This is a genomic window from Pantoea phosphatilytica (assembly GCF_051025615.1).
GTDB lineage: Bacteria > Pseudomonadota > Gammaproteobacteria > Enterobacterales > Enterobacteriaceae > Pantoea.
The window spans coordinates 15,725-38,138 of record NZ_JBPFDF010000007.1; the positions used below are offsets into that span (position 1 = coordinate 15,725).

The 22,414-nt window shown below is 51.5% G+C and carries 21 protein-coding genes; 12 read left to right on the forward strand and 9 right to left on the reverse strand.

Features of this window, described 5'->3' with window-relative positions; all coding sequences use genetic code 11:
- The first annotated feature begins 186 nt into the window (after positions 1-186).
- The 3 genes from ACR6AS_RS19045 to ahr all read left to right on the forward strand — a co-directional run bounded on the left by ACR6AS_RS19045 (position 187) and on the right by ahr (position 4,081).
- Positions 187-483: a hypothetical protein gene (locus tag ACR6AS_RS19045; RefSeq protein WP_111138320.1), complete on the forward strand. Its 297-nt coding sequence runs from the start codon at positions 187-189 to the stop codon at positions 481-483.
- 502 nt (positions 484-985) lie between these two features.
- Positions 986-2,959, forward strand: coding sequence for a methyl-accepting chemotaxis protein (locus ACR6AS_RS19050; protein ID WP_434163508.1), 1,974 nt, complete (start codon positions 986-988; stop codon positions 2,957-2,959).
- Between the two features lie 105 nt (positions 2,960-3,064).
- Positions 3,065-4,081 (forward strand): NADPH-dependent aldehyde reductase Ahr, encoded by a 1,017-nt coding sequence (gene ahr / locus ACR6AS_RS19055; protein ID WP_111138318.1) that lies wholly within the window; start codon positions 3,065-3,067, stop codon positions 4,079-4,081.
- A gap of 115 nt (positions 4,082-4,196) precedes the next feature.
- Here ahr and ACR6AS_RS19060 read toward each other — a convergent pair whose 3' ends face one another.
- Entirely contained in the window at positions 4,197-4,607 is a 411-nt protein-coding gene (locus tag ACR6AS_RS19060) for an H-NS family histone-like protein (protein WP_111138317.1), read from the reverse strand.
- 273 nt (positions 4,608-4,880) lie between these two features.
- On the opposite strand from ACR6AS_RS19060, the gene ACR6AS_RS19065 reads away from it, so the two are divergent.
- Complete coding sequence (locus tag ACR6AS_RS19065; RefSeq protein ID WP_418804134.1) at positions 4,881-6,443, forward strand: sensor domain-containing diguanylate cyclase; 1,563 nt, start codon at positions 4,881-4,883, stop codon at positions 6,441-6,443.
- A 125-nt stretch (positions 6,444-6,568) separates the two neighbouring features.
- Here the strand turns inward: ACR6AS_RS19065 and ACR6AS_RS19070 are convergent, their stop codons facing one another.
- Positions 6,569-6,970 carry an H-NS family histone-like protein gene (locus ACR6AS_RS19070; protein ID WP_111138315.1) on the reverse strand — a complete coding sequence of 134 codons (402 nt, stop codon included), beginning with the start codon at positions 6,968-6,970 and terminating at the stop codon, positions 6,569-6,571.
- A 1,086-nt stretch (positions 6,971-8,056) separates the two neighbouring features.
- On the opposite strand from ACR6AS_RS19070, the gene ACR6AS_RS19075 reads away from it, so the two are divergent.
- Positions 8,057-8,245, forward strand: a complete 189-nt coding sequence (locus ACR6AS_RS19075; protein WP_111138314.1) for a DUF2256 domain-containing protein — start codon at positions 8,057-8,059, stop codon at positions 8,243-8,245.
- A gap of 45 nt (positions 8,246-8,290) precedes the next feature.
- On the opposite strand, the gene ACR6AS_RS19080 is transcribed toward ACR6AS_RS19075, so the two are convergent.
- The 3 genes from ACR6AS_RS19080 to ACR6AS_RS19090 all read right to left on the reverse strand — a co-directional run bounded on the left by ACR6AS_RS19080 (position 8,291) and on the right by ACR6AS_RS19090 (position 9,546).
- Complete coding sequence (locus ACR6AS_RS19080; RefSeq protein WP_111138313.1) at positions 8,291-8,593, reverse strand: hypothetical protein; 303 nt, start codon at positions 8,591-8,593, stop codon at positions 8,291-8,293.
- Between the two features lie 111 nt (positions 8,594-8,704).
- Complete coding sequence (locus tag ACR6AS_RS19085) at positions 8,705-9,247, reverse strand: YfaZ family outer membrane protein (protein ID WP_111138312.1); 543 nt, start codon at positions 9,245-9,247, stop codon at positions 8,705-8,707.
- Between the two features lie 62 nt (positions 9,248-9,309).
- Positions 9,310-9,546 carry a YgdI/YgdR family lipoprotein gene (locus ACR6AS_RS19090; protein WP_418799629.1) on the reverse strand — a complete coding sequence of 79 codons (237 nt, stop codon included), beginning with the start codon at positions 9,544-9,546 and terminating at the stop codon, positions 9,310-9,312.
- Positions 9,547-9,914: 368 nt separating this feature from the next.
- Between ACR6AS_RS19090 and ACR6AS_RS19095 the strand changes: the two genes are divergently transcribed.
- The 5 genes from ACR6AS_RS19095 (at position 9,915) to ACR6AS_RS19115 (ending at position 15,388) form a co-directional block, all read left to right on the forward strand.
- Complete coding sequence (locus tag ACR6AS_RS19095; protein ID WP_434163509.1) at positions 9,915-10,334, forward strand: DUF1090 family protein; 420 nt, start codon at positions 9,915-9,917, stop codon at positions 10,332-10,334.
- Positions 10,335-11,613: 1,279 nt separating this feature from the next.
- Positions 11,614-11,838 carry a FeoA domain-containing protein gene (locus ACR6AS_RS19100; RefSeq protein WP_111138309.1) on the forward strand — a complete coding sequence of 75 codons (225 nt, stop codon included), beginning with the start codon at positions 11,614-11,616 and terminating at the stop codon, positions 11,836-11,838.
- On the forward strand, positions 11,838-14,162 hold the full coding sequence (gene feoB, locus ACR6AS_RS19105) for a Fe(2+) transporter permease subunit FeoB (RefSeq protein ID WP_434163510.1): 2,325 nt from the start codon (positions 11,838-11,840) through the stop codon (positions 14,160-14,162). Before ACR6AS_RS19100 ends, feoB begins: the two co-directional genes overlap by 1 nt.
- 368 nt (positions 14,163-14,530) lie before the next feature.
- On the forward strand, positions 14,531-14,911 hold the full coding sequence (locus ACR6AS_RS19110; protein WP_146240814.1) for a hypothetical protein: 381 nt from the start codon (positions 14,531-14,533) through the stop codon (positions 14,909-14,911).
- A 171-nt stretch (positions 14,912-15,082) separates the two neighbouring features.
- Complete coding sequence (locus tag ACR6AS_RS19115; protein ID WP_111138307.1) at positions 15,083-15,388, forward strand: membrane lipoprotein lipid attachment site-containing protein; 306 nt, start codon at positions 15,083-15,085, stop codon at positions 15,386-15,388.
- Between the two features lie 61 nt (positions 15,389-15,449).
- Here the strand turns inward: ACR6AS_RS19115 and ACR6AS_RS19120 are convergent, their stop codons facing one another.
- Positions 15,450-15,671, reverse strand: a complete 222-nt coding sequence (locus ACR6AS_RS19120; RefSeq protein WP_111138306.1) for a YgdI/YgdR family lipoprotein — start codon at positions 15,669-15,671, stop codon at positions 15,450-15,452.
- 565 nt (positions 15,672-16,236) lie between these two features.
- Positions 16,237-17,274, reverse strand: a complete 1,038-nt coding sequence (locus tag ACR6AS_RS19125) for a tyrosine-type recombinase/integrase (protein ID WP_111138305.1) — start codon at positions 17,272-17,274, stop codon at positions 16,237-16,239.
- Positions 17,275-18,227: 953 nt separating this feature from the next.
- On the opposite strand from ACR6AS_RS19125, the gene ACR6AS_RS19130 reads away from it, so the two are divergent.
- On the forward strand, positions 18,228-18,686 hold the full coding sequence (locus tag ACR6AS_RS19130) for an SgcJ/EcaC family oxidoreductase (protein WP_111138304.1): 459 nt from the start codon (positions 18,228-18,230) through the stop codon (positions 18,684-18,686).
- Between the two features lie 703 nt (positions 18,687-19,389).
- Here the strand turns inward: ACR6AS_RS19130 and ACR6AS_RS19135 are convergent.
- Complete coding sequence (locus tag ACR6AS_RS19135) at positions 19,390-19,704, reverse strand: colicin V synthesis protein (protein WP_111138303.1); 315 nt, start codon at positions 19,702-19,704, stop codon at positions 19,390-19,392.
- Positions 19,705-20,144: 440 nt separating this feature from the next.
- Between ACR6AS_RS19135 and ACR6AS_RS19140 the strand changes: the two genes are divergently transcribed.
- A complete protein-coding gene (locus ACR6AS_RS19140) occupies positions 20,145-20,840 on the forward strand; it encodes a haloacid dehalogenase type II (RefSeq protein WP_111138302.1) in 696 nt (231 codons plus the stop codon).
- A 36-nt stretch (positions 20,841-20,876) separates the two neighbouring features.
- Here ACR6AS_RS19140 and ACR6AS_RS19145 read toward each other — a convergent pair whose 3' ends face one another.
- Positions 20,877-22,403: a Fic family protein gene (locus tag ACR6AS_RS19145; protein WP_111138301.1), complete on the reverse strand. Its 1,527-nt coding sequence runs from the start codon at positions 22,401-22,403 to the stop codon at positions 20,877-20,879.
- Between the last annotated feature and the right edge of the window lie 11 nt (positions 22,404-22,414).

Consider the following 22,414-nt stretch of genomic DNA (forward strand, 5'->3'; position numbering starts at 1 on the left):
CAATGTTCCGTTAGATAAAAAGGACTAGCTAGTCACAGCAGCAAGCATAGCCTTCCGCTTCGGTTATGCCAATTCGTGGCAAGACATCGTTGATAAGGCGGCGGTTTATCAGTCGCCCTGGTTTATGTGCAGCAGAGGAGCGATGAATAAACTACGCTTAAAGGCCTGAAGAAAAAGGAGAACGCTATGGCTGACGCGACCTTAATCGACACATTAGAGCTGGGTTCTGACGACCAGAAACAGAAATATGAAATCTACGGCGAGGATGCACAAACGCCCACGCATGCTGTGATCTACCGGCAGCAGGGCAGTGACTGGCAACCACTGGAGGAGACGCTCACCTTCGCCGCGCAGGATGAGCAGCAGGAAGCCACCGGATCGATGGGCTATGGTTCCGGTGATACGCTGCCGGACCTGCGCGATCTGCCTGCCGAAGCGCGCGAGCGTTGCGAACAGCACTTTCACGAGCAGCAGGGAGAGTAATTTCGCCTGTATCGCCTGGACGCACGGATGCGATGTAAACGCCATTCTGATGCGTCCGGCTCCCTTGTCTGCCGCAGGATAGATCGCCGTAAGCGGGAGTCGTCCCGCTTTTGACGCGGTCGTCACCCCCTTCGGGCACGCTCAGACCACCGACTTCCCCTCTGATTCTGTCCTTTCGAACGCTTCAATTATCGACAGCCTCGCAAGCTGTAAAAAAGTGTGACCTGAACCGCTGGATATCCTCTGCGCAATCGATGTATAAGCCTATCTTCTGCTACAAAAATGCAACAACTTCAGAGATTAAACTGATTGCAGCAATCGCTAAAGGTTTTCTCACTGCTGGCGATAACCCATTGGCGCTGAACACGTTGATCATTGATGAACCCGACCTTCAGCGCCGAGTTCTGAATGCGAACGGACCTGCCTTTAGCCCTCCCTTTACACACACCAGAAAGCGCTGACTCAGGCGCAGATTACTCAAATAAGAAGCGAAAATATTACTATGTCGATCCTGAAGACGATCAAAAGATGCCTGCCTGTTTCCCGTCTCCGGCGGAGCAGTCAGCCAGCCAATGGCACCTGGGATTGTCGTGCATTGCCGGATTCACTGAGCGCGATTGGATTAAGCTCACGCGCCGGCGGGATCCTGATGACCTTTGTGCCACCTGAGGCAGATTTTCAGCGGGTCAGTCAGGCGTGGCAGCGCTTCAATTCTTCCAGCCTGACGGTGCTGACGCTCTCCTCCAACGGGGCGCTGAGCAGCAGCCGGGCGCAGAGCACCTACTGTGACGGTCATGGCCCGGAGGGGAGCTACCTCTGGCTGCCGGACAGCCTGATTGCCCGTCATGAGACACATATCGTCGATCTGCACGTCAGCGACACGCAGACCGCCACTCAGCGCATCACAGCCATTCAGCAGGAGCTGATGCGACTGCAGGTTCGTATGCCGCTCTCGGCCGAGCACACGTTCGCGATGATTTACTGCGATGGGCTGTCAGCCTCAGAAGGCTTTCTGATGCAGGCCTGGTACAACAGCGGACGCTTTCCCTGCCTGGCGATTGGGGGTTCAGCGGGCGGAAAAGTGACGTTTGAGGGTACCTGGATCGGAGCCGGTGGCCGGGTGTTACAGGGCAAAGCCGTGATTATCTTCTGCCAGATGGCCGCCGGAAAATCCTTTGCGCCTTTCAAAAGCCAGAACTTTACGCCACGCGACCAGAGCTGGCTGATTGCCGAGGCCGATCCGATTGCGCGCAGCGTCACGTCGGTATTTAACAGCCAGGGGCAACAGCAGCCGTTTATTGCAACGCTGTGTGACTATCTCAGCTGCACCGAAGCGCAACTGACCGACCGGCTGAAGGGATTAACCTTTGGCGTGAAAGTTGGCGGCGAATTTTTTATTCGCTCGATCGCCAGAATTGAGCCGGGCGGCGTAACCTTCTTCTGCGATCTGGAGTTTGGCGACAGGCTTTACCTGATGCAGGAGAAGGATTTCCGCCAGGCAACGCAACAGGAGTGGCAGGCGTTTACCGCTCAGCATGGCAAACCGGCCGCTATTCTGATGAACGACTGTATCCTGCGTCGTATCGGTAACGCTGAACAGCTGCATAATGCCCATTTCTTCAAGGGGATCGCCGCCGCCGGTTTTTCCAGTTTTGGCGAAATCCTGGGCGTGCCTATTAATCAGACGCTCTCTGCGCTGGTGTTCTTCAACCATGATGTCAAAGCGATGCGTCAGTTTCCGGTCGAGTATGCCGGTTATGCCGCGCACTACGCCCAGCGGGCGTTACGTCGCTGGGAAGCCCTGAACAGTGTTCAGACGCGGGTGCTGGATCGGGTCATCAATTATCAGCAGGCACTAACGCCGCTGATGGAGGCCCTGCCGGTGCTGGAAACGGCGACCCAGAGCCAGGGCGAAACGCTGAGCCTCGCGGAAAGCAGCATCCGTAACATCAGTCATATTGCCACAGAGAGTCAGCAGGCACAGGGGCGGCTGGATAACGGGCTGGACGACCTGGAAAAAATCTCCCACGGCATTAACGAGATTACGCACGGCATCAGCAATATTGCTTTCCAGACAAATATTCTGGCGCTGAACGCTGCCGTGGAAGCGGCCCGCGCCGGGGAAGCGGGCCGGGGATTTGCGGTGGTCGCGGGCGAAGTGCGTCGTCTGGCGCACTCTTCAAAAGAGCAGGCCGAAGCCACAGCCAGTAACATCGGCGAAGCGGTTTCCACTATCTCGCGTATCCGTCTGGTCGCCAGCGACTCTGCGCAGACTGCCGCGCAGATGGCAGAGCGCAGCATCAGCGCGGCCGATACGCTGGCCGCCATGAATCAGCAGACCCGGCATGAGCGCGCCGATATTGCCAGACATCTCGGCAGTCTGCGTGAACTGACGCAGGGAATGGACGCGATGCAGGAGGCGGTCGCGCAGCTTAAAGTGTTACAAACGCTTTCCGGCGCGCAGGTTAAGGCCTGATTTATCTCAACAAAGTGACAATAAAATGCGGTATAAGCGTAACGGCCAGGCAAAGCCGCCGCCAGGTTGTTACACTTGTCGGTGATTAACCACGCAGAGGTAAGAATGAAAATCAAAAGTTATGCAGCCATGCAGGCTGGCCAGGCCCTTGAACTCTACGAATACGATGCCGCTGAACTGGCAGCCGAAGAAGTTGAAGTCCAGGTCGAGTACTGTGGTGTCTGCCACTCGGATTTGTCGATGATCGACAATGAGTGGGGCATCTCGCAGTTCCCGGTGATTGCAGGACATGAAGTGATTGGCCGCGTTTCTGCGCTGGGCGCTGCGGCTAAAAACAAAGGTCTCTCTGTTGGTCAGCGTGTAGGGATTGGCTGGACGGCGAAAAGCTGTCAGCACTGCGATGCCTGTATCAATGGCGAGCACGTTAACTGCCATCAGGGCAGCACGCCTACCATCATGAACAAAGGCGGATTTGCCGAGAAGCTGCGCGCAGACTGGCAGTGGGTGATCCCGCTGCCTGAAAAACTGGATGCCGAAACGGCGGGTCCGCTGCTGTGCGGCGGGATCACCGTCTTCAAACCGCTGCTGATGAGTAACATCTCTGTTTCCAGCCGCGTCGGCGTAATTGGTATCGGTGGCCTGGGCCATATCGCGATCAAAATTCTGCACGCGATGGGCGCGGAAGTGGTTGCATTCAGCTCCACGCCGGATAAGAAGCAGTCGATTCTGGATATGGGGGCGGATGAGGTGGTTAACAGCCGCGATCCTGAAGCCCTGAAGCAGCAGGCGGGCCGTTTTGACCTGATCCTGAGCACCGTTGCCGTCAATCTGGACTGGAAACCTTATTTCGCGGCGCTGGCGCCGCACGGCAGGTTCCATACCGTGGGTGCAGTGCTGAAGCCGATTGAAGTCAGTGCGTTTGAGCTGATCATGGGCGACAAAGCCGTCACCGGTTCGTCAACCGGCTCACCGGGCCAGCTGCGCTCGCTGCTGAAACTCGCTTCGCGTGCGGATATTGCGCCGCAGGTTGAGTTCTTCCCGATGTCAGACATCAATAAAGCGCTGGATCATGTTCGTGCCGGTAAAGCGAATTACCGTGTGGTACTGAAAGCCGATTTCTGATTTTAAAATGCCGCAGCGTACTGCGGCATTTTTTTTTGCATTTGTTAGCCATTTGCCTGTCCGGCTTGTGCGTGCAGCTGCACGCTGATACAGCAGGCTACCCGCCGGCCGAAAATTATTGCGCCGGGATCAGGAAATCATCCAGTGAGCCGCCATTATCAATAGCAGCTTTAATCACAGAGGGGGTGCGTCCCTGACCTGTCCAGTAACATTCCTGACCATTTGCATCGCTGTAGCGATATTTTGCCGGACGCTTTGCGCGTTTCTTTTTGCCGGTGTCGGCTGGAGAGAGGCTAATGATGAGTTCGGCAGGATTAATCCCCTCTTCCATTAACAGCTCCTGGTAAAACGCCAGTTTTTCCGCTTTTTCACGCGCTTCTGCTGCCCGCGCACTTTCTTCTTCACGGCGTTCATTTACCACGGTCTCAAATTTCTGGTGTAATTCTTCCAGCACAGCCAGCTCAATATTGCGCGCCCCGGCACGAAGAGTGCGGATATTGTTCAGGCTGTTCAGGTTCTTACTCATAAAATTCCTCAAATACTCAAGTTAATCAATTAAGTGCTAATTGTTCAGCGGGCAAGGGTAACATTACCCTGCCTGGAAATTGAAGCGTCAGTGTAGCTTTATTCGCTACTAAATTTTTATCAGAGATGCTGATTTAGCCGGTCAGGTATAGGATTTAAGCGAAATCTGCTGGATAAATGTAAATCAGCGCGATGGTGGCGTGATTAAAGACGGGGCATTTTTGCTTCTGGTTAACTGTGATTAAATCGTGCAAAAGGTTTATTAAGGACTGGCATGAATTTTCGCCGAAAAAATGATGGCCCGACACCTGAAATCTCGCCGCTGCTGAGAAGCATTATGCTCTCGGGAATATTGCTTACCGCAACCGTGGTTGGACTGGATCTGTGGACGCTGCGCGAAGACTGGTATGAAACCGTTGATAAAGCGGAAGATGCGGCGGTCAATCTGTCGTTATCACAGGCACGTCAGGCGGATGATACGTTTTTGCAGACCGAAATCGCGCTGCGTGAAGTCCAGCGCGAACTGGAAAAGCAGATGGCCACGACCGGTGTGGATGGGGAGGCGCTCAGTCAGACGATGCGGCTGTTACAGAGCCGCCTGCCGCAGCTTCACGGTCTGTTCTACTATGATGCCAAAGGCGCATGGGTTGCGACCTCGATGAGCAGCGTGCCGCCGGGGATTGATAACTCCGATCGCGAATATTTCGATTATCATCGTGCCAGTCCGCGCAATAATCTGCACGTCGGTCCGGTGCTGCGCAGCCGCACCACGCACGAGCTGGTTATTCCGGTTACGCTCCGCGTTAACGACGCTTTCAACAGCTTCCGGGGTGTCTTACTGGCCACCATCAAAGTGGACTATTTCCGTCGGTTCTACAGCTATTATGAGCTCAGCGAAGGGGATGTTCTGGTGCTGATGCTGGCCGACAGCACGGTGCTTTACGCCCGCCCGATGCCGGATAGTTACATCGGTAAAAATCTCTCCGTCAGTCCGCTGTTTCTCAGAATACTGGCGAACTCGGATAAGGGTAGCGGCCAGTGGACGGCCGCGCTGGATGGCAAACAGCGCATCTTCGGTTTTGTCCGCTCACAGCGCTATCCGCTGGTGGTGGCCGCGGGCTATGACAAACATGCGCTTTTCAGTCACTGGCTGAAGAGCTGGGTTCAGGATCTGATTCTGAATGCGGCGCTGCTGGGCGTGATCCTTTTGCTGGGTTCGTTTGTACTGCGTCAGGCCCGGCATACGCTGCGTTATCAGCTGGAGCTGACCCGATTACGTGATGAACTGACCGCGGCTAATCGCACACTGGAAAACCTGGCGCATAATGACGGGCTGACCGGAGTTGCCAACCGGCGTCATTTCAATGAAAAGCTGGCCGAAAGCCTGGAGCGCGCAGCGCGCAGCGGAAAGCCGGTGTCGTTAATCCTGTTCGATATCGATTACTTCAAACGCTATAACGACACCTATGGTCATGTCGCCGGTGACGACTGCCTGAAAAAAGTGGCCACTGTTATGAAAAACGCGGTCCGTCGCAGAGATGAACTTGCAGCCCGTTATGGCGGCGAAGAGTTCGCCATTATTCTGATGGAACAGCCGCTCTCTGCGGCGGTGAGTCTCGCGGAATCCATCACTGCGTCTGTCAGTAAGCTCGCCATACCACATCGGGCCTCTGAATTACCGCAAAAGCATGTCACGCTGAGTGCAGGCTGCGCCGTATATCTGATGTCTGATCCAGAAGGATGGAAAAAAACGCTGATAGAACGGGCAGACGAAGCGCTGTATCGGGCTAAGCGGGCAGGGCGTAATCAGGTTAAAAGCGAAGAACGTCAGGAGTAATCCATTGCCCGGTTTTCACGGGATAGGGTGGTATTAAGAGGAAACGGCAGCGGAGTTCATCAGACAATAGATGTTAAACAAACCGCCTGAGTACTCTCAGACGGTTGTCATTCGGGCAGCCGGTATCAGATGAGGAAATCGTCCAGCGATTTACCCGCATCAATCGCGGTTTTAATAGCAGAAGGCGTACGGCCCTGGCCTGTCCACTGTTTAACTTCGCCATTTTCATCAGTGTACTGATATTTAGCCGGGCGAGGCGCGCGCTTTTTCTTCTCTGTGGGTGCCGCCTGCATGCCGTTTAACAGTTCGTTTGGATCAATACCTTCCTGCAGCAGTAATTCACGATATTTTGCCAGTTTCTCTGCTTTTTCACGGTTAGCCGCTTCAGAAGCCTGCGCTTCTTCACGCCGCTCACTGACGACAACTGACAGTTTTTCAAGCATTTCTTCCAGGGCAGCAAGGTCAAGCTCGCGAGCATTGGCACGAAGGGTGCGGATATTATTCAAGCTGTTGAGAGTGTCACTCATCAAAGTCACCATAGTCATGTTCAGATAATAAAATACAGAAGAGCGGGTTCACGCTGATGCTTTTCGTCAGACCTGCTTTTTTGAGAATGCTTGCCTTCGAATAATCATAATACAGAACCGGGAGTTCAACGCTGACATATTAATCGCTTTCTCTGAGAGTTTAAACTCTAATTAACGTCTTCACCTTAAACAAAAGTAAAGTTACTCTTTTTTTACGATTATCGCTCAAAGTGACAAAAAGACGCATCAACTGATACGCCTGATAATTGAGTTCCGTGAGGGATTGTTCCCCCTTCCGGGGCATTTTTCGCCACCGTCGCTTCGCTAATCCCGAACTGCTGAGTTCTTCGGGTTAAATGGCGTGACCGGTGTAACCTGCTCAGTCTGATATGCGCTGGCGCTGAGCCTAATAGAGGAGAGGGGCGCTGGTAAAACGTCGAAAAATTAATTCATTGTCCGCTCATTAATTACGGTTATCTGTAACCTTATGATAATCAATTATTTTATTATTAACGATTCAGCCCGGCCGCTCTGGCTGCGCCGGGCTGGTGAGTGATTAGTGCTCAGAGAAGAGGAGGGGAAAAAATAAATGGACAGACACGCATCCCTCAGACGATAAACCGCGTTGTTTCTGAATAAACTATTTACGTGCGTAATGATTTCTGAACAGGCATGAGGGTAATGTGGCCGGTTTTATCCGGCAGATTTAATGGCTGCCCCCTATCAGGCCAGATTATTGTCTAAATCCGCTGCGTGTTATGTGTCGGGCTCTCTGGCGACCACGCGATAGTCATTCAGGACAATCTGAGGCTCACTGACGGACGCAAAGGCCAGGAATTATTGGCGCAGGTATCCAGGCAATCTATCAGGGCTTGCGGTTAATTTACTGTCGCCGTTTATTCATCTGATAAACAACGTGACGCAGAGTGTGTCAGAAGCGGTAGAAGATCAGAATCTGGCAGTAACAGAAATGACCTCAGGAAAGCCGCGAACTGACTTTGTGATATTCACCCTCTGGCTTATCGCAGAAGGCGATGGGCTATACTTACAACAGCTGCAGCAAAAGGCTTTATCAGAGGGGCTGACATGTTTAAAGGCAATAAAAAGTCGTTACCGGTTCGCTACTGTAAAACGTGCAAAAAACCGATGACGTGGCGGAAAAAATGGGAAAAGTGCTGGGATGAGGTGATGTACTGTTCAGAACGTTGCCGGCGACAGCGCAATCAACCGTCTGATGAGAATTCAGTGTCCGCCAGACGTGATAGCGGACACTGAATCGAGCGGGCCAGGGCGCAGCCCGCCCCGACCACCCCGCGTATGTTATTGCTGGACCTCTATCTGCTGCCAGCCTTTTCTGAACATACAATCTTTGACCAGAATTTCCCGCTGGCTCTCATTAGCATCGCTGGTTGAGTAGTCCGTGTCTGTGGTTTTGTACTTACTGTCTTTTGAGGTGTATTTACCGCTCACAATATTATCTGGCGGTAAGTCGCGCAGCGCCTGAGCCTGACAGGCCGTTTCTGCCACGGTTTCTTGCTGCTCTGATGCATCGGGTTTGACCCATTTATACTGCACGCAGCCGGTCAGACAGAGAGTAAAGAACATCAGCATAAACGTTTTCATAATCTGCCTCTCAGTAATCCCCGTCTGAGATAAGACGAGAAGAAGAGCAAGGAAACCAGACCCTGTAACGGCAGATTTCCTTGCGGTATCAGGTGGCATTGTTATCCGGCGTCAGAATGTCAGGCCGCCACCAATATAGGGGCCATCGATCAGGGTATGGCCCGGACGCCCGTCTTTGCCATCCACACCCGCATAGCGATAGCCTGCTTTCAGCACCAACGGTCCCAGCGGCGACCAGCTGATCCCGCCATCCGCTTCCACAAAGTTTTTGACGCTGTTGGCCAGCCCTTCAGGAGCGGAGTAGCCTTCGCCATAGATTGCAAAGTCAGCAGGGAGCGAGAGTTTTATGCCTCCCCCGACAGGAAAGGCGACGCCATCATCGCCTTTCTTACCACCGATGTAAGTGGCCTTTACGCCAGCGGTCAGCATCAGCGGACCAAGCTCCAGGTTATAGCCGGTTCCCGCCTGCCCAATCTGCACGCCATCCGAGGTGTTTTTGATCCACTGGCTGTCCAGGTAAATCCCGCCGGACGAACGCCCCATTTCTGCATCAAGCACAGAGTAATTTTTGCCCTGTTCTGCAGTCAGGCCCATCGCCATTGCAGAGGAAGAGACGCACAGCAGTACGCCAAGGCTGATAACTGACATTTTCATTGCTGATTTATTCCATAGGATAAGGTTTCAGGACGGCATAACCGATCGCTGTCTGAAACGAATTACTTTTGAACGATCTCTTTAACATCGTGCTGTTGCATCTGATGCGTATTTCCATCCGTGTCACGGTAGGAGATCATGCCGGTTTCTTTGTCTCTGGCTGGCTTGCCGTGGGTGGTAATCATATGCCCGTCATTGGTGGAGATCACATAATCACTGGAGCAGGCTGAGAGGGTGAGCGCGGACGTCATCATCACAATCGCGAAGGCGATTTTTTTGCCAGAATCTGAAGGTGTCATTTTACTTACCTGTCATTACTTTTTAAGAAGATGCGGCATTATTTGCTCTGATTGTTAAACGCTATGATAACAATACGCCTCTCCGGCTATTAATACGGGAAAGCATGATCTGGATCAATTTCGCAGGTGACGAGTAAAGAAAGTGATATTACAGCGCAGAAAGGGCAGGTGCGGGTCATTTTAAATATCAGTACTATGAAGAGGCAATACCTTTCCGTATTGTTTTCTTTATTTTCTCAGCAAGAGGTGGGAATAAGGGTGAAATAAAATAGAAATGTCATGTTTCAGTTAATCTTTGTGGGTTTTGTTTATTTAAATATATTGATGGCAGATAAACTGAATGGTCTGTTTTAAAAGGGATTTAACATATGAGAAAGACAATCATTTTGGCGGCACTTGCCTCATTGCCGTTTGCAGGATTTGCGGCGACAGATACCTGTCGGGTTCAGCTGGCCGATATTTCGACGAAAACGGAACTGGCCAAAAGCCGTGGGGATAGTGCGGCCGTTGCCCGACTCAACATTGCCCGTGATAAAGTACAGACATACTGTTCTGACGACCGCCAGGCAAGACGTGCTTCTCGCGATGTCGGCCAGCGCGTGAGAGAGGTAAAAAAGGCGGAGCTTGAGCTTCAGGAGGCCCAGCTGGAGCTGAAAGAAGCAAAAGCAGAGGGAGGTATCGACAAAATCAGAAAGAAGAGCAGCAGGGTTGAAGAGAAAAAACGCAGACTTGAATCCGCAAAAATGGAATTGCAGGACTCGCAGGCTGACGCACGGCGTCTGAACTAATTTCGTTATATTCTAAGGCTCAAGCAGTGAGCCTTAGATCCTCTACTGCTAATGGGATACAGTCAGCCCTGAGATCATCAGTACCTTTTCCGATTGAAATTCCGCCTATCCCCTCACAGAATTTACGCCTCATGCCGACAACACAGCCTCATGAAAAATCCGATACGCAATCCGGAGCTTTGCCGGTAAACAGCCTATCCAGACAGGCAGTTTTTTTGGCGGCATAGAGTAAAAAAAACCACTCCGAAGAGTGGTCGTAATCAATAAAAATACTCAACGAGCAAAATTGTTGAATAAAACTTTCAAGACTGGGATGCGTTTATGCAGGAAAATATTAGCGTCGAACGGCCAGATAACCGAAGCTTTTTTTTACGTAATATCAGACCACTGAATTTTAATGATTGTCAAATTCAATAACAGGTTAAAACTGCACCATAAAAATTAATGACTTGTTTATTGTTTATCCTGGTTGTTAATCCCGACTATTTTATCTTTTTATAGCCAAAGAAGAATCTCACCGCGATGTATTCAGTAATGCTCAGGAATAAATATCGATGACTACCGCCTGCTGGAGCAATCAGGCCCCACCAGGCGACAAGGTTCATCCCGACGGAGAACTGAGAGAAACCGGAAAGGCATAGAGGGAGGTGGAAACTGTCCCTGCCATTACGTGACATTAAAGTACAGCATAATCCTGACCTTCAATCTGGCTGCACTCTTCAGTGAATCCCCTGCAGAGCCGGGCAGCAGAGGAATCACCACAATAGATCAGAAACCCGGCTGCACAGGGGCTCTGATAGTCAGACACTGGCGGGACCATTACCTGCGAATCTGTGTCATTCACTCAAAGTAGCCGGGAGGGTAAGTGTTATCAGATATCGTCTGAGTTTTGTACAAAAGCAGAGGCGATTAGTTACAACACCCTATTTATTGTGACCTCAACCCTTAATAGTTCTGTAAACCCGTGCCTAAAACCTGAATGGAGCCGATCCGAAAATCCGAGTGCTCTTTGACAAGCCGCCCGCCGCGGCCCGAAGGGCCGTAAGGAAGTTTAAGCGGCTATGTATGATGTAACTAAATTGATTCTCGTTTCGTCAGGGCCGTGCGTCAGCTCTCCTATGCCACTCCGTTATCGCACCTCTGACTGCCTTTATTCACCGCCTGTTGAGCTGTTATTGACGCTGGCGACAATTTTCTCCGTTGCCAGGATGCCAGATCAAAAATCGAAACGCTTATCATTTATAGAATAAGTGCTTCTTACAGAGAGGCGGGGCGTGAAATGACAGTAAATATGGGCCGTACTTACCGGATTCTTGGCTATCGCTCTTCGGTTAATGCCGCCTGGCGCCAGAAATTGCTGACGATGGGCATCTTACCGGGCGCCACAATCGACATTATTCGTGTGGCACCCCTGGGCGACCCGGTGCAGATTCGTACCCGTCGTGTCAGTCTGGCAGTGCGACAGCGTGATTTGGCCGACATCATCCTGCAGGAGATTGTCTGATGAAAAAGATAACCATTGGGTTAATTGGCAATCCTAACACCGGTAAAACAACGCTCTTCAACCAACTTACCGGGGCCCGTCAACGGGTCGGTAACTGGGCTGGCGTCACGGTTGAGCGCAAAGAGGGTCAATTTTTCACGGCACGTTCCGATGTACGGCTCATTGATTTACCAGGCACCCGTTCGCTGACGACGCTATCCGCTGAAAGCTCAATTGATGAGAGCATCGCCTGTCAGTATCTCTTTCAGGATAACGCCGATCTGGTGATTAATGTTGTCGACGCGTCAAGTCTGGAAAGCAATCTGTTTCTGACTTTGCAGTTACTCGCGCTGGGTGTGCCCTGCATTGTCGCCCTGAATATGCAGGATATCGCTGCCAGCCAGAACATCGTTATCGATGTCGCTGCGCTGTCGGCCCGGCTGGGATGTCCGGTCGTCGCCCTGACCTCGACAAAAGGTGAGGGTATTGCCCGTCTTAAAGCGATGATCGATCAGCCTCATATTTATCAGGCTCCGCAACCGATCTCTTATCCGCCAGCGATTGAAAGAGCAGTTGAGCAGCTCTGCCAGCTGATGCCTGCTGAGATCGCTTCCCGGAAAGGTTACTGGCTGGCGCTACAGCTGCTGGAGGGCGATATTAATAGCCAGAAACTCTGTCCGGCACTGCTGCCGCATCTGCCCGAAGTCATGGCGCAGGCGGGGGGCGACCCGGGCGTGGAGATTGCCGATTACCGTTTTCGTGCCATCAGTGCCATCTGCACCGCCGTCAGTAACATCGATCAGGCTCTGCCGGCCACGCTGACCCAACAGATTGATAAAGTCGTTCTGAGCCGCTGGCTCGGCATTCCGATATTCCTGGCCGTGATGTACGTGATGTTCGTGCTTTCCATCAATATCGGGGCCGCACTGCAGCCCCTGTTTGACAGCAGCTCGGTAGCGATATTTATTCACGGTGCGCAGTGGCTGGGCTATACCTGCCATTTCCCGGACTGGCTGACGGTTTTTCTGGCACAAGGTATTGGGGCCGGGATCAATACGGTGCTGCCGATCATTCCGCAGATTGGCCTGATGTTCCTGTTCCTCGCGTTTCTGGAGGACTCCGGGTATATGGCGCGTGCCGCCTTTGTTATGGACCGTCTGATGCTGTCGCTGGGGCTACCGGGCAAATCCTTCGTGCCGCTGATTGTCGGTTTCGGCTGTAACGTTCCGGCCGTGATGGGGACGCGCACGCTGGACACGCCGCGTGAGCGACTGCTGACCATCCTGATCGCGCCTTTCATGTCATGTGGCGCACGGCTGGCCATCTTTGCAGTTTTCGCCGCCACCTTCTTTCACGTTCATAGCTCCAGCGTGGTTTTCTCGCTCTATCTGCTGGGTATCGTCGTCGCAGTCGTGACCGGCCTGATCCTTAAACACACCCTGCTGGATGGAGAAGCCACGCCGTTCATCATGGAAATGCCGGTTTATCACCGGCCTCATCTTAAAAGCCTTCTGCTGCAGACCTGGCAGCGACTAAAGATGTTCGTGATACGTGCGGGACAGGTCATCATTCTGGTGAGTATGCTGATTGGCCTGCTGAGCAGCTTTGCCTTTAATGGCCGGCTTGTGGATGACATCAACCATTCGGCGCTGGCAACAACCAGTAAAATGATCACTCCCGCACTCTTACCTATCGGGGTGACTGAGGATAACTGGCAGGCTACCGTGGGCCTGGTCAGTGGCATCATGGCGAAAGAAGTTGTGGTCGGTACCCTTAACAGCCTTTATACCACGGAGGCGCTTCAGAGCAGCGCGTTTGATCCACAAACGTTTAATCTGCCCGGTGAGCTGAAAGCCGCACTGGCAGAGACCCGGGCGGGGTTGTCTGCTGCGTTCAGCATTGATGCGCTGTCTCACCCCCTTGATGCCAGCAAAGGCGACGGCGAAATGGCATCCGGTCCGATGCGTGTGATGTCGGCTAAATTTGGCAGTGGTTTTGCGGCCTATAGCTACCTGATCTTCGTGCTGCTCTATGTTCCCTGTGTATCGGTGATGGGTGCCATCGCACGCGAAGCGGGTAAGACGTGGATGACCTTCTCCTTTTTCTGGGGGCTGAATATTGCCTACACCACGGCCACGCTGTTCTATCAGACGGTGACGTTTGCGAAACATCCCGCGTACAGTGCGATCTGTCTGCTGAGCGTGCTGGCAGTAAACGGCATCATCCTGCTGGCAATGCGCCATGCGGGTCGCCATTTTACGCTGCCGATAATACTCAAAAATGAGAAAGGTGGGTGTTCTGGCTGTCACGGCGGTTGTGAGAAGCAGGAAGGTCTTGCGCAGTGAGTTAAGAAAAAAAGAGTGTTCAGCGCTGTTGAAGAGCGAGTGAGACGCAAAAACGGCCCCCGTCTCAGGTTTATCTGTTATTACCTGTCGTCGGTTCAGAGACTTCTGTGCCAGCGACAGGCTGCCGAAGTTAAACGAACCGTTATCTTCTTTTGCCGTCCCCGGGCAGAGTAAATATACTGCCGACTGATTAGCAGAAAATGAAACGCCTTATTTACCATAAATTCCAGGAATAAACAGGTATGGTTTGTTAAAAATCGGTTATTTTAACCAGCCAGATGAAAATGCAGGGTAGCGTATAAGTAAACGGGCTACCGCTGATCGCAATGTAGAGTGTCATTAAGATGTCGTAGCAGAAAAGGGCGATAATGAAATTCAGGTTTATTATTTTTACAGGCGTCATGCTGCTGGCTGTTGTTTCAGTCATGGTACTTTCAGATATCATTTCTGGCCTGAAAAATTCACCCGAGATCGTTTTTTACAAAAGCCATCCGGAGCGGGCTTATGCCGTTTTCACTGTTTGCAAAAATCATCCTGATCCCATTGATGACTGCTATGCCGCCTACAGCGCCGCCGTTTCTCTGGCCGATTCAGAAGATTGCAGCGTAACGGGTAAAGAAACTAAACGACGATTCAAGCGGCTTGTCGAACATGCAAAGGAAGAGACGATTACTGAGGAAATAGACTCAGATTGCAATTCAGTTAAAGAACCCTCGTTTTTTGAGAAATGGAGCCGGAAAAAGGGATAGCGTCGTTAACGAAAAAGAGGTAGTGCTGCCGTCATCCGTCTGAAACAGCCCGAAATAAGTGACTGTTCTCACGATTGCAGCGGCTACCCAGTCGCACCAGTTGTGTTAACATTCTGCCAATGGGAACTCTATTAATTAGAGCTTATGTTAATCTGACTTTGGGTGGGTGCTATGAAAAAGACGCTTGTGATAACGCTAATCCTGACAGCGCTGACGGGTTGCGTTGACTATCAGTGGGTTAAACCGGGCATGGACAAACGGCAGGAAGAGATTGCGGAAACGCAGTGTAAAGCGCAGGCACTCAGAGACTTACCGCCTGACAACGAGATCACAGGTAAGTACACCTCCAGAGATGAAAAGCATAAAACCACGGACACCAGTTACTCATCAACCGATGAGAACGAGAGTAACCGTGATATTCTGGTGAAAGATTGCATGTACAGGAAAGGCTGGACGCAGATTGAAGTCCAGCAATAATCAACTTCACATCCTGATGCAGAAAACCCCACACCGGAATACGCTGTGGGGTGTGCTGGATTTATTTCTCAACCATATTACTGATCTGGTCGCGGTTAATTTCGTGTTTGTAGCCACCCGCGTCTTTGTAGGTTACGAGTCCGGTCGATTTATCGATTTCCGGCTTCCCTTTAGTAACAATCATTTCACCTGATTTGGTCTGCATAACATAGTCACTGGAACAACCCGCCAGCATGGTAACTGCTGCTGCAACAAAAGCGGCCATCACAAAAAATTTGCCCATCACTCGTTCCTTTTTATTGAGAAGATTATCAACATATTGCGTTATAATTTTATTAAAACCGCTGATATAAAGCCAGCATAGTCAAGCCTGCGCTTCTGAAATAGCACGTTCTGCCGATAGATCCTCAGAGTAATCATTCCGTCAGTTTTAAGTTAATACCTGTTAAAGTTTAGCGAAATTGTAGTCATTCGTGCACGATTAAATTCGTGCATTGCGTTGATGACAAATGGATAGATAGATTTCCGCCTGCGAAAAAATCCTCAGTGAATAACATCCTGAGGAAGCATTTCCACTCACAGTAGCTTATTAACTGAAGGGCATACATTGAACCCTATAATGCAGGCTTAATACGACTTAGCGCCACACGGACTTCCTTGCGGTAAAGGGAGCGACATCAAAAACGCTGGAGCAGCCTGAGTCGCGCTGGCACCTGGTCCTGTAAACGCTCTGAAATATCAGCTATGTGTGGCATGCTCAGCAGACGGCGGTACGCCTCTGTACCGGTTTACTCACAGCCTGTCCACTTTTTCTGTGGATAACTTCAGCCTGAAACGGGGCTGTCGTATCAGCCGGGGACGTCGGAGTCGGCGATCTGCTCCATAAATTCTACCATCGCCCCTTTATGCGCATCGACATGCCGGATATAGCGCATCAGGGTTTCCGGTTTTTTCCAGGTGCCTTCCTGCATAATCCGCGCAATCGGATAGCCTTTATCCGCCATATCCTGGGCTGCGCCGACCCTGGCACTGTGGCCACTCCAGCCGGTGTAGCGATTTTTATTGGCTTTGATCGCTCCACATTTTCCGGCGATGTCCCATGCCCGGCTGAAAATCTGCTCCAGTGCCCGCGTGCTCATTGGTTTTTCCATAATCTGAGCCCGCCCGGATCGATGCACGGCACAAAACAGATAGGCATCAGGATGGGCGGCCAGTCCGGAGACCTCCATCCACTCCTCCAGACGCTGAGTTGAACGACTGCTGAGTGCCTTAATCAGTCCACCGGTCTGCACAACCGTTTTTGTCCACGCAACGTCCAGGATGATTCGTCCATCAGCGGCACGCATGACATCGCGTACCCGTAATCGCGACAGCTCACTGATACGTAACAAAGTGGCATAGGCGACATGCAGGAAAGCCAGGTCGCGAAGCCACTGCGGGTTATCAGAACCTGACCACCGCTGATCAAGCAGCAGCAGATCGCCTAGTCTGAACGGAACCGCCTGGCCCGCCCGTTCGCCGTTTATCACTGCCACCCGGTTTATTTTCTTCATCGCACGAAAAACCAGTGGTGAGGCGTTGGGAACAGCAAGACCTGCGTTACGGTGTAACATCGAGATCAGTGCAGCGTGGGACGTGACGGTTGAAGAAGCCCGACCGCTCTCTGCCAGAAAGGCGAGATAGTCGCGAAGATCCTCTGCGCTCATCGGCAGAAAAGTGCGCTGATTATCTTCTGACCATTGATGACAGATCCGCATAACGCTGATCAGTTGTCGCCAGGTATTGGGAGAGAAAGCCTCTTTATCCTGAACGAACTGTCTGAGCCGTTCAGCGATATCACTATTCCGGGTCACCGTCAGGTTCGTTAGTGGTGCTGATTTACGCATTTTTGCTCACTTATTAACCTGCAATGCCAGCGATCGCGCTACATGAATTCTGAGAAGTTTGCAGGGCCGTAACCCGGCAGAATTTACGTAGCGTTGCCATTTTCGGGTACGCTTTTGAGGCGCTGTTTATGATAACCCGATGTCTGGTTGCTGTCATGACTTCGTATAAGAACAATTATACGAAGTCAGCTTTCGGGCTCTTAAAACTATCCTGCTGAACGTGTGGAGGAGGGAAGGTGAGGGATCGTGCATCTGCGCACATTTCAGTGAACAAACTATAAACAGCGAGATGGTAAAATTGGGGTTTTATACAAAACCGTATTCACGCTTTTAATAAAGATGATTAATTATCTGCGGAAATAATCGCTTAATTCTTTCATCCCTGCAGATGCGACAGGAGCATATGTTTATCACATTCAGGTGCAAAACGTGCTTACGCATCACCCCTTAAATTAAAGGTCGCTATCTGCATTCTGAAGCTATCACTGCTTTTAATACTTAACATGTCGCACACCATGCCAGTATAAAAAACTAACTTAATGAAAAAGGCGGGGCTTATAACTAAATCAAGCATACATCCAGATTTAAGTTTCAGGATTAGCATTTAATGCGCTACTTTCTCATTCGTGTTTGGGTGGTTTTTTTATATTTCCTTCTTAATTAGTGCAGAACCGGAGCGTTTACGTAAAAAATTTCTGTTATTTCGTGGCCAGACTGACGGACTCGTCATTTGCTGCCACCCAGGTTCATCGTGCCGATCCTGGTGATTATCTTATCCAGGACCGTATATCACTTTCTGGCGTAAAGGGATAAATCCGATGCGGTGAATACCCTGAGTGACGAAGCGGAAAAAAGGCGCGTAATATTTCTTTATAACGTCGTTAAGCACTGGTTGTAAGTCAGGTCACTGGTGGACCACGACAATCACTCTTGACAAAAATCAGGAAAAAATAATGAAAGCAAAATTTCTGGCCTTGTGCCTTATAGGTTTATCCTGTGCGCCTGCTGCTGCACTGGCAAAAAATTCAGTCACCTGTGTTAAAACGACTGAGCAGGATATTGCTACTCTTTTTGATAAATGGAATGATTCTTTGTCAACCGGAGACGCGACGAAAGTGTCGGAGCTGTATCTCAGCGATGCGGTTCTGCTGCCGACTATCTCGAACAAAGTGCGTCTGACTGATGAGGAGCGTGTTGACTATTTCAGGGCGTTCCTTAAAAAGGGGCCGACCGGTAAAATTAATTCACGCACAATCAGGATTGGATGTAATAAAGCGATCGATACCGGTGTTTATACCTTTAGTTTTAAAGATAATTCACACGTCACCGCGCGTTATACATTTACCTATGTCTGGGATGGACAAGAGTGGAAAATTTCTACGCACCACTCTTCAGCTATGCCAGAAAAATAAATATCCGTCTGGTGTGACAAAAAGCCCCTGAGCACTAAGCTGCAGGGGCTTTTTTTATCGGTCAGAAATAACCTGAGAAAAATAAAGCGTGACGCTGCACAGAACAAAAGGCCCCGGTGTCAACTATCCGCTGACCGCCGCACGTAGCCCGGCAGGGCGGTGCCTGAAAGAGATAACGCGTCATTGATTTTCCGTTAGCGCCGGGCAAATTTTCTGTGCTGTGAGGCGTCGATGTCTGGATTATCTGAACGGACTGCCTGCAGAAGGTGTTACGAGATTCGGCATCCGGCGCATACCGGCGGCATAAACGGGTTACTCTGCACAATATTTAACATAATTAGTATTGTGCGATTTAATTTGTCATCAGGTTAACTGGTTTCTTTCTCTAGTCTGATAACGTCAGCGTTTATGCCAGCCTTCGTAAACAGTTACTCAGATTAACAGATACTGTTATTCAGCTCATGACAGGCAATTTAATCCTGTTTCTCTGCGTTAAATCTGCTGACATTTAAGCTTATCTCTTCACTGACTGAATAGATTTCTGGCGCGGTCTGTCCCGCGATCGCAATAGCTCAGATGCGGCTCATTCAGGCAAATCAGAAATTTCTCTGGGAAAGGAATCATCAGTGCAATAGACCCATGACTGCCAAATAAAAATGCCTCACTTTAATGTGAGGCATTTTCTTGTTGCTGAACAGAATACTTATTTGAAATTGCCGTTCACAAAGTTGTTCAGGAACTGGGTGGCGATAGCATTGACAGAATCAGGATCATTCCAGCCCAATACTGCACCCAGGATAGAGCCACCGATAACCCCGATAATCGGACCAACGATAACGCCAACAAGCTGGCCGACGACGCCTACACCCAGCAAACCACCCTGATCGCCACCGTGGATACCGCCATAGGCTGCACCTGCCGCGAAACCGGTAGCGCCCAGAAGAATCGCGCTGCTCACTGCACTCCAGAAGCCCGCACCCGAAACCTCATTAATTTCCATTACATTCAATTCACGCATTTTATTATACCTTAAATAAATTTATTCCTGAAGACGGAGAAAATGTCAGGTTAATGAACATTTTGACTTCCGACGCGGAGAATAATGCATTTTTAGAGGAACAATTAATATAGAATTAATTCTAAATGTGCCGGGTAATTAACACACTACCCTGGAGAGGGTGTTATAAGTGTGTCAGCTTACAACAAGCTGAATTTTTTATTAGTTAAAGATTTAAGGCACGCTGTATTGCAGCCTGGATTAGCCTCATTTGGTGACTACCTGATTAATGAGACAACCTCAAATTTCAGGTGAAGCGATCGGCAGGTTATCCGCTTTTGATACTGCTTGCGGCCATTCTCCGCTTTAGCTCTCCTTGAGGAATCCCTCAGGATAACCTACCTTCTGTCATTATTCCTGACGCCGCACCCTTCAGATGCGGCAACGCAACCGGAGGTCAGATGACCCACAGCCATCCTTCTACCCCCTGCAGCGGCACGCTGTTTTTTGATGTTAATGAAACTCTGCTGGATACGTCAGGACTGAATCAGGCGGTGGCGCAGCGGCTTGGTAACAGGCCTGAGCGCGCCGAAGCCTGGTTCACCTCGGTGTTACATCATTCGCTGGTCGGGACCGTAACCGGCAGCTTCCACAATTTTGGTGATATCGCCGAAGCCGTACTGGAGATGACCGCCGCGCGATACGGTATCACCCTGCCGGAGGAGGCAACGCCGCTGGCCGAAATCATCGCCGCGATGCCTGCTTATCCGGATGTGGCCAGAGGGCTGACCGCTCTGCAGCAGCAGGGATATACGCTGGTCGCGCTTACCAACTCCTCTGCCGCGCTGGCGGAAAAGCAGCTGAGTTCCGCCGGGCTGGCCCCCCTGTTCACCCGTATTCTCAGCGTGGAACAGGTTCAGGTTTATAAACCCGATCTTAGGGTCTATCAGTGGGCGATGAAGGAGATGGGCCAGTCCGCGTCTGCCTGCATGATGGTGGCGGCGCATGGCTGGGATGTCGGCGGGGCAAAATGTGCTGGGATGAAAACGGCCTTTGTCGCCCGCCAGGGCCAGGCGCTCTATCCGCTGGCGCCCTCACCGGATCGCGTCGTCGATGATATCGTTGCGCTGGCTGCAGAGATCACCCCGCTCTGCTGAGCCGCATCAATGGATGTGCAGCGGTGTAGTGCACACTCACTGTTCTGTTTCAAACGCCGATCTGACCGCCTCGACGATACGCTGGGAGGTGGCATCATCCTCAAACAGCGGGAAGTTTTTTTTCAGCTTGCCGGAGACCTGCCAGCCATTCTCCTTCAGCGACCGGATGATGCGGCTGGCATCCTGATCGGGCATCTCAACGACCTCCTTCAGCTGCTGCTGAGCACGCTGAAACAGAACGAGCACCCGCGCTTCGTCGGCCATTTCGGTTCGCACGGTATGCTCGATCACTCTGCCCGTATAGAGGACATGCTCGGTCAGATCGGGGTAGCGCCAGGCAAAGCGGGCATCCTCATAGTCGCTGAAAATAAAGTTGCTTCGCGTGCCGTCCTGATAGGTTTTCAGCTCGCCAAAACGGTAGCAGCCCGCATAGCGTCGCATCAGCTTCTTAGAAAAGAGATCCAGCGTACGATCGTAGCCGACCCGGAAATCCATTGAGCTGGTGATGGTGGCGGAGACCGGCAGGATCACGCCATCCGGTATTGCGCCATCCCGGTTCAGCGTGTCATTGATGAGAAATCGATGGATACGCCCATTACCGTCGCGCATCGGATGGATATAGACGAAACCAAACGCGATAACGCCCGCCCGGGCCAGCGGCGCGGCACCCTGCGTCGCCTCTTCAAAGGCTTTCAGGCCCCGCATAAAGCGCGGGACATCCTCATAGTGTGGCGCAATATAGTGGACGATATCTTCGCGCATCGTCGACTGTCCGACAAACACCGGTGAACGTCGCAGCCCCAGGCCCAGCGCATCCTGCCCGAGGATCCCCTGCTGTATGGTGTGCAGACTCTCTTCGCTGAGCGGATCGTCAAGCTGACCGCAATACTGTGCAATGACATGCGCAAAGCGCTGAATGCGATCACCCTGATCAGACTCTTTTTCAATCAGAAAACTGGCGCGCGACTCTTTAAACGTCAGCCAGCTGGCGGTGCGCATCAGGACATCTGTACCAAAGGCATTGTCCAGGTCTCTGAGTGCCTCGTTCAGATCGAAGGCGAGCGCCTGTTCCACGGCAGGCGTCCTGCGCACCAGCGGACAGAAATCTGCCGATCCCGGCAGGTTATCGTTTATGCGCCAGCGTCGGTTACGCTTCAGCGTGGTACGGGTGAGATAAGCGCCGGATGAAATCGCCTCGACATAACCCCCATTGCTCACATCAGGCACCTCCAGCAGGTTACCGGTCAGCCATTCATAGAGAAATCCGGCCCGGCGCGCATACTGGCCAAACGGCTCCTGACGGCACCACTGTTCCAGTGGTTCAGGTCCGATGGCCGTAAACAGCCGGGCAAAGAACTCAAGATGGATCTCTTCATATTTGAGGCCAAAGGCGAAGTGACCGGCAAAGGAATCTTCCGGCTGGTAGCCAGGCGGATAGTGATTTTCTACCCGCCCCTGACTTTCATGGCGGGATCGTACCGTGCCGATGGCAGACTGCACGCGCAAAGGCTGCGCCAGTTCAATAGCATAACGTTCGCGCAGCGCGCTGAAGCCGACCAGCATGAGGGATCCTT

Excerpts from the sequence above, each read along its gene's own strand:
- ACR6AS_RS19120 (WP_111138306.1), bottom strand. The coding sequence starts at position 15,671 with ATGGGCAAATTTTTTGTGATGGCCGCTTTTGTTGCAGCAGCAGTTACC.
- feoB (WP_434163510.1), top strand. The coding sequence starts at position 11,838 with ATGAAAAAGATAACCATTGGGTTAATTGGCAATCCTAACACCGGTAAA.
- ahr (WP_111138318.1), top strand. The coding sequence starts at position 3,065 with ATGAAAATCAAAAGTTATGCAGCCATGCAGGCTGGCCAGGCCCTTGAA.
- ACR6AS_RS19135 (WP_111138303.1), bottom strand. The coding sequence starts at position 19,704 with ATGCGTGAATTGAATGTAATGGAAATTAATGAGGTTTCGGGTGCGGGC.
- ACR6AS_RS19070 (WP_111138315.1), bottom strand. The coding sequence starts at position 6,970 with ATGAGTGACACTCTCAACAGCTTGAATAATATCCGCACCCTTCGTGCC.
- ACR6AS_RS19045 (WP_111138320.1), top strand. The coding sequence starts at position 187 with ATGGCTGACGCGACCTTAATCGACACATTAGAGCTGGGTTCTGACGAC.
- ACR6AS_RS19130 (WP_111138304.1), top strand. The coding sequence starts at position 18,228 with ATGAAAGCAAAATTTCTGGCCTTGTGCCTTATAGGTTTATCCTGTGCG.
- ACR6AS_RS19075 (WP_111138314.1), top strand. The coding sequence starts at position 8,057 with ATGTTTAAAGGCAATAAAAAGTCGTTACCGGTTCGCTACTGTAAAACG.
- ACR6AS_RS19090 (WP_418799629.1), bottom strand. The coding sequence starts at position 9,546 with ATGACACCTTCAGATTCTGGCAAAAAAATCGCCTTCGCGATTGTGATG.
- ACR6AS_RS19140 (WP_111138302.1), top strand. The coding sequence starts at position 20,145 with ATGACCCACAGCCATCCTTCTACCCCCTGCAGCGGCACGCTGTTTTTT.
- ACR6AS_RS19095 (WP_434163509.1), top strand. The coding sequence starts at position 9,915 with ATGAGAAAGACAATCATTTTGGCGGCACTTGCCTCATTGCCGTTTGCA.
- ACR6AS_RS19065 (WP_418804134.1), top strand. The coding sequence starts at position 4,881 with ATGAATTTTCGCCGAAAAAATGATGGCCCGACACCTGAAATCTCGCCG.
- ACR6AS_RS19145 (WP_111138301.1), bottom strand. The coding sequence starts at position 22,403 with ATGCTGGTCGGCTTCAGCGCGCTGCGCGAACGTTATGCTATTGAACTG.
- ACR6AS_RS19115 (WP_111138307.1), top strand. The coding sequence starts at position 15,083 with ATGAAAAAGACGCTTGTGATAACGCTAATCCTGACAGCGCTGACGGGT.
- ACR6AS_RS19060 (WP_111138317.1), bottom strand. The coding sequence starts at position 4,607 with ATGAGTAAGAACCTGAACAGCCTGAACAATATCCGCACTCTTCGTGCC.
- ACR6AS_RS19080 (WP_111138313.1), bottom strand. The coding sequence starts at position 8,593 with ATGAAAACGTTTATGCTGATGTTCTTTACTCTCTGTCTGACCGGCTGC.
- ACR6AS_RS19085 (WP_111138312.1), bottom strand. The coding sequence starts at position 9,247 with ATGAAAATGTCAGTTATCAGCCTTGGCGTACTGCTGTGCGTCTCTTCC.
- ACR6AS_RS19100 (WP_111138309.1), top strand. The coding sequence starts at position 11,614 with ATGACAGTAAATATGGGCCGTACTTACCGGATTCTTGGCTATCGCTCT.
- ACR6AS_RS19050 (WP_434163508.1), top strand. The coding sequence starts at position 986 with ATGTCGATCCTGAAGACGATCAAAAGATGCCTGCCTGTTTCCCGTCTC.
- ACR6AS_RS19125 (WP_111138305.1), bottom strand. The coding sequence starts at position 17,274 with ATGCGTAAATCAGCACCACTAACGAACCTGACGGTGACCCGGAATAGT.
- ACR6AS_RS19110 (WP_146240814.1), top strand. The coding sequence starts at position 14,531 with ATGAAATTCAGGTTTATTATTTTTACAGGCGTCATGCTGCTGGCTGTT.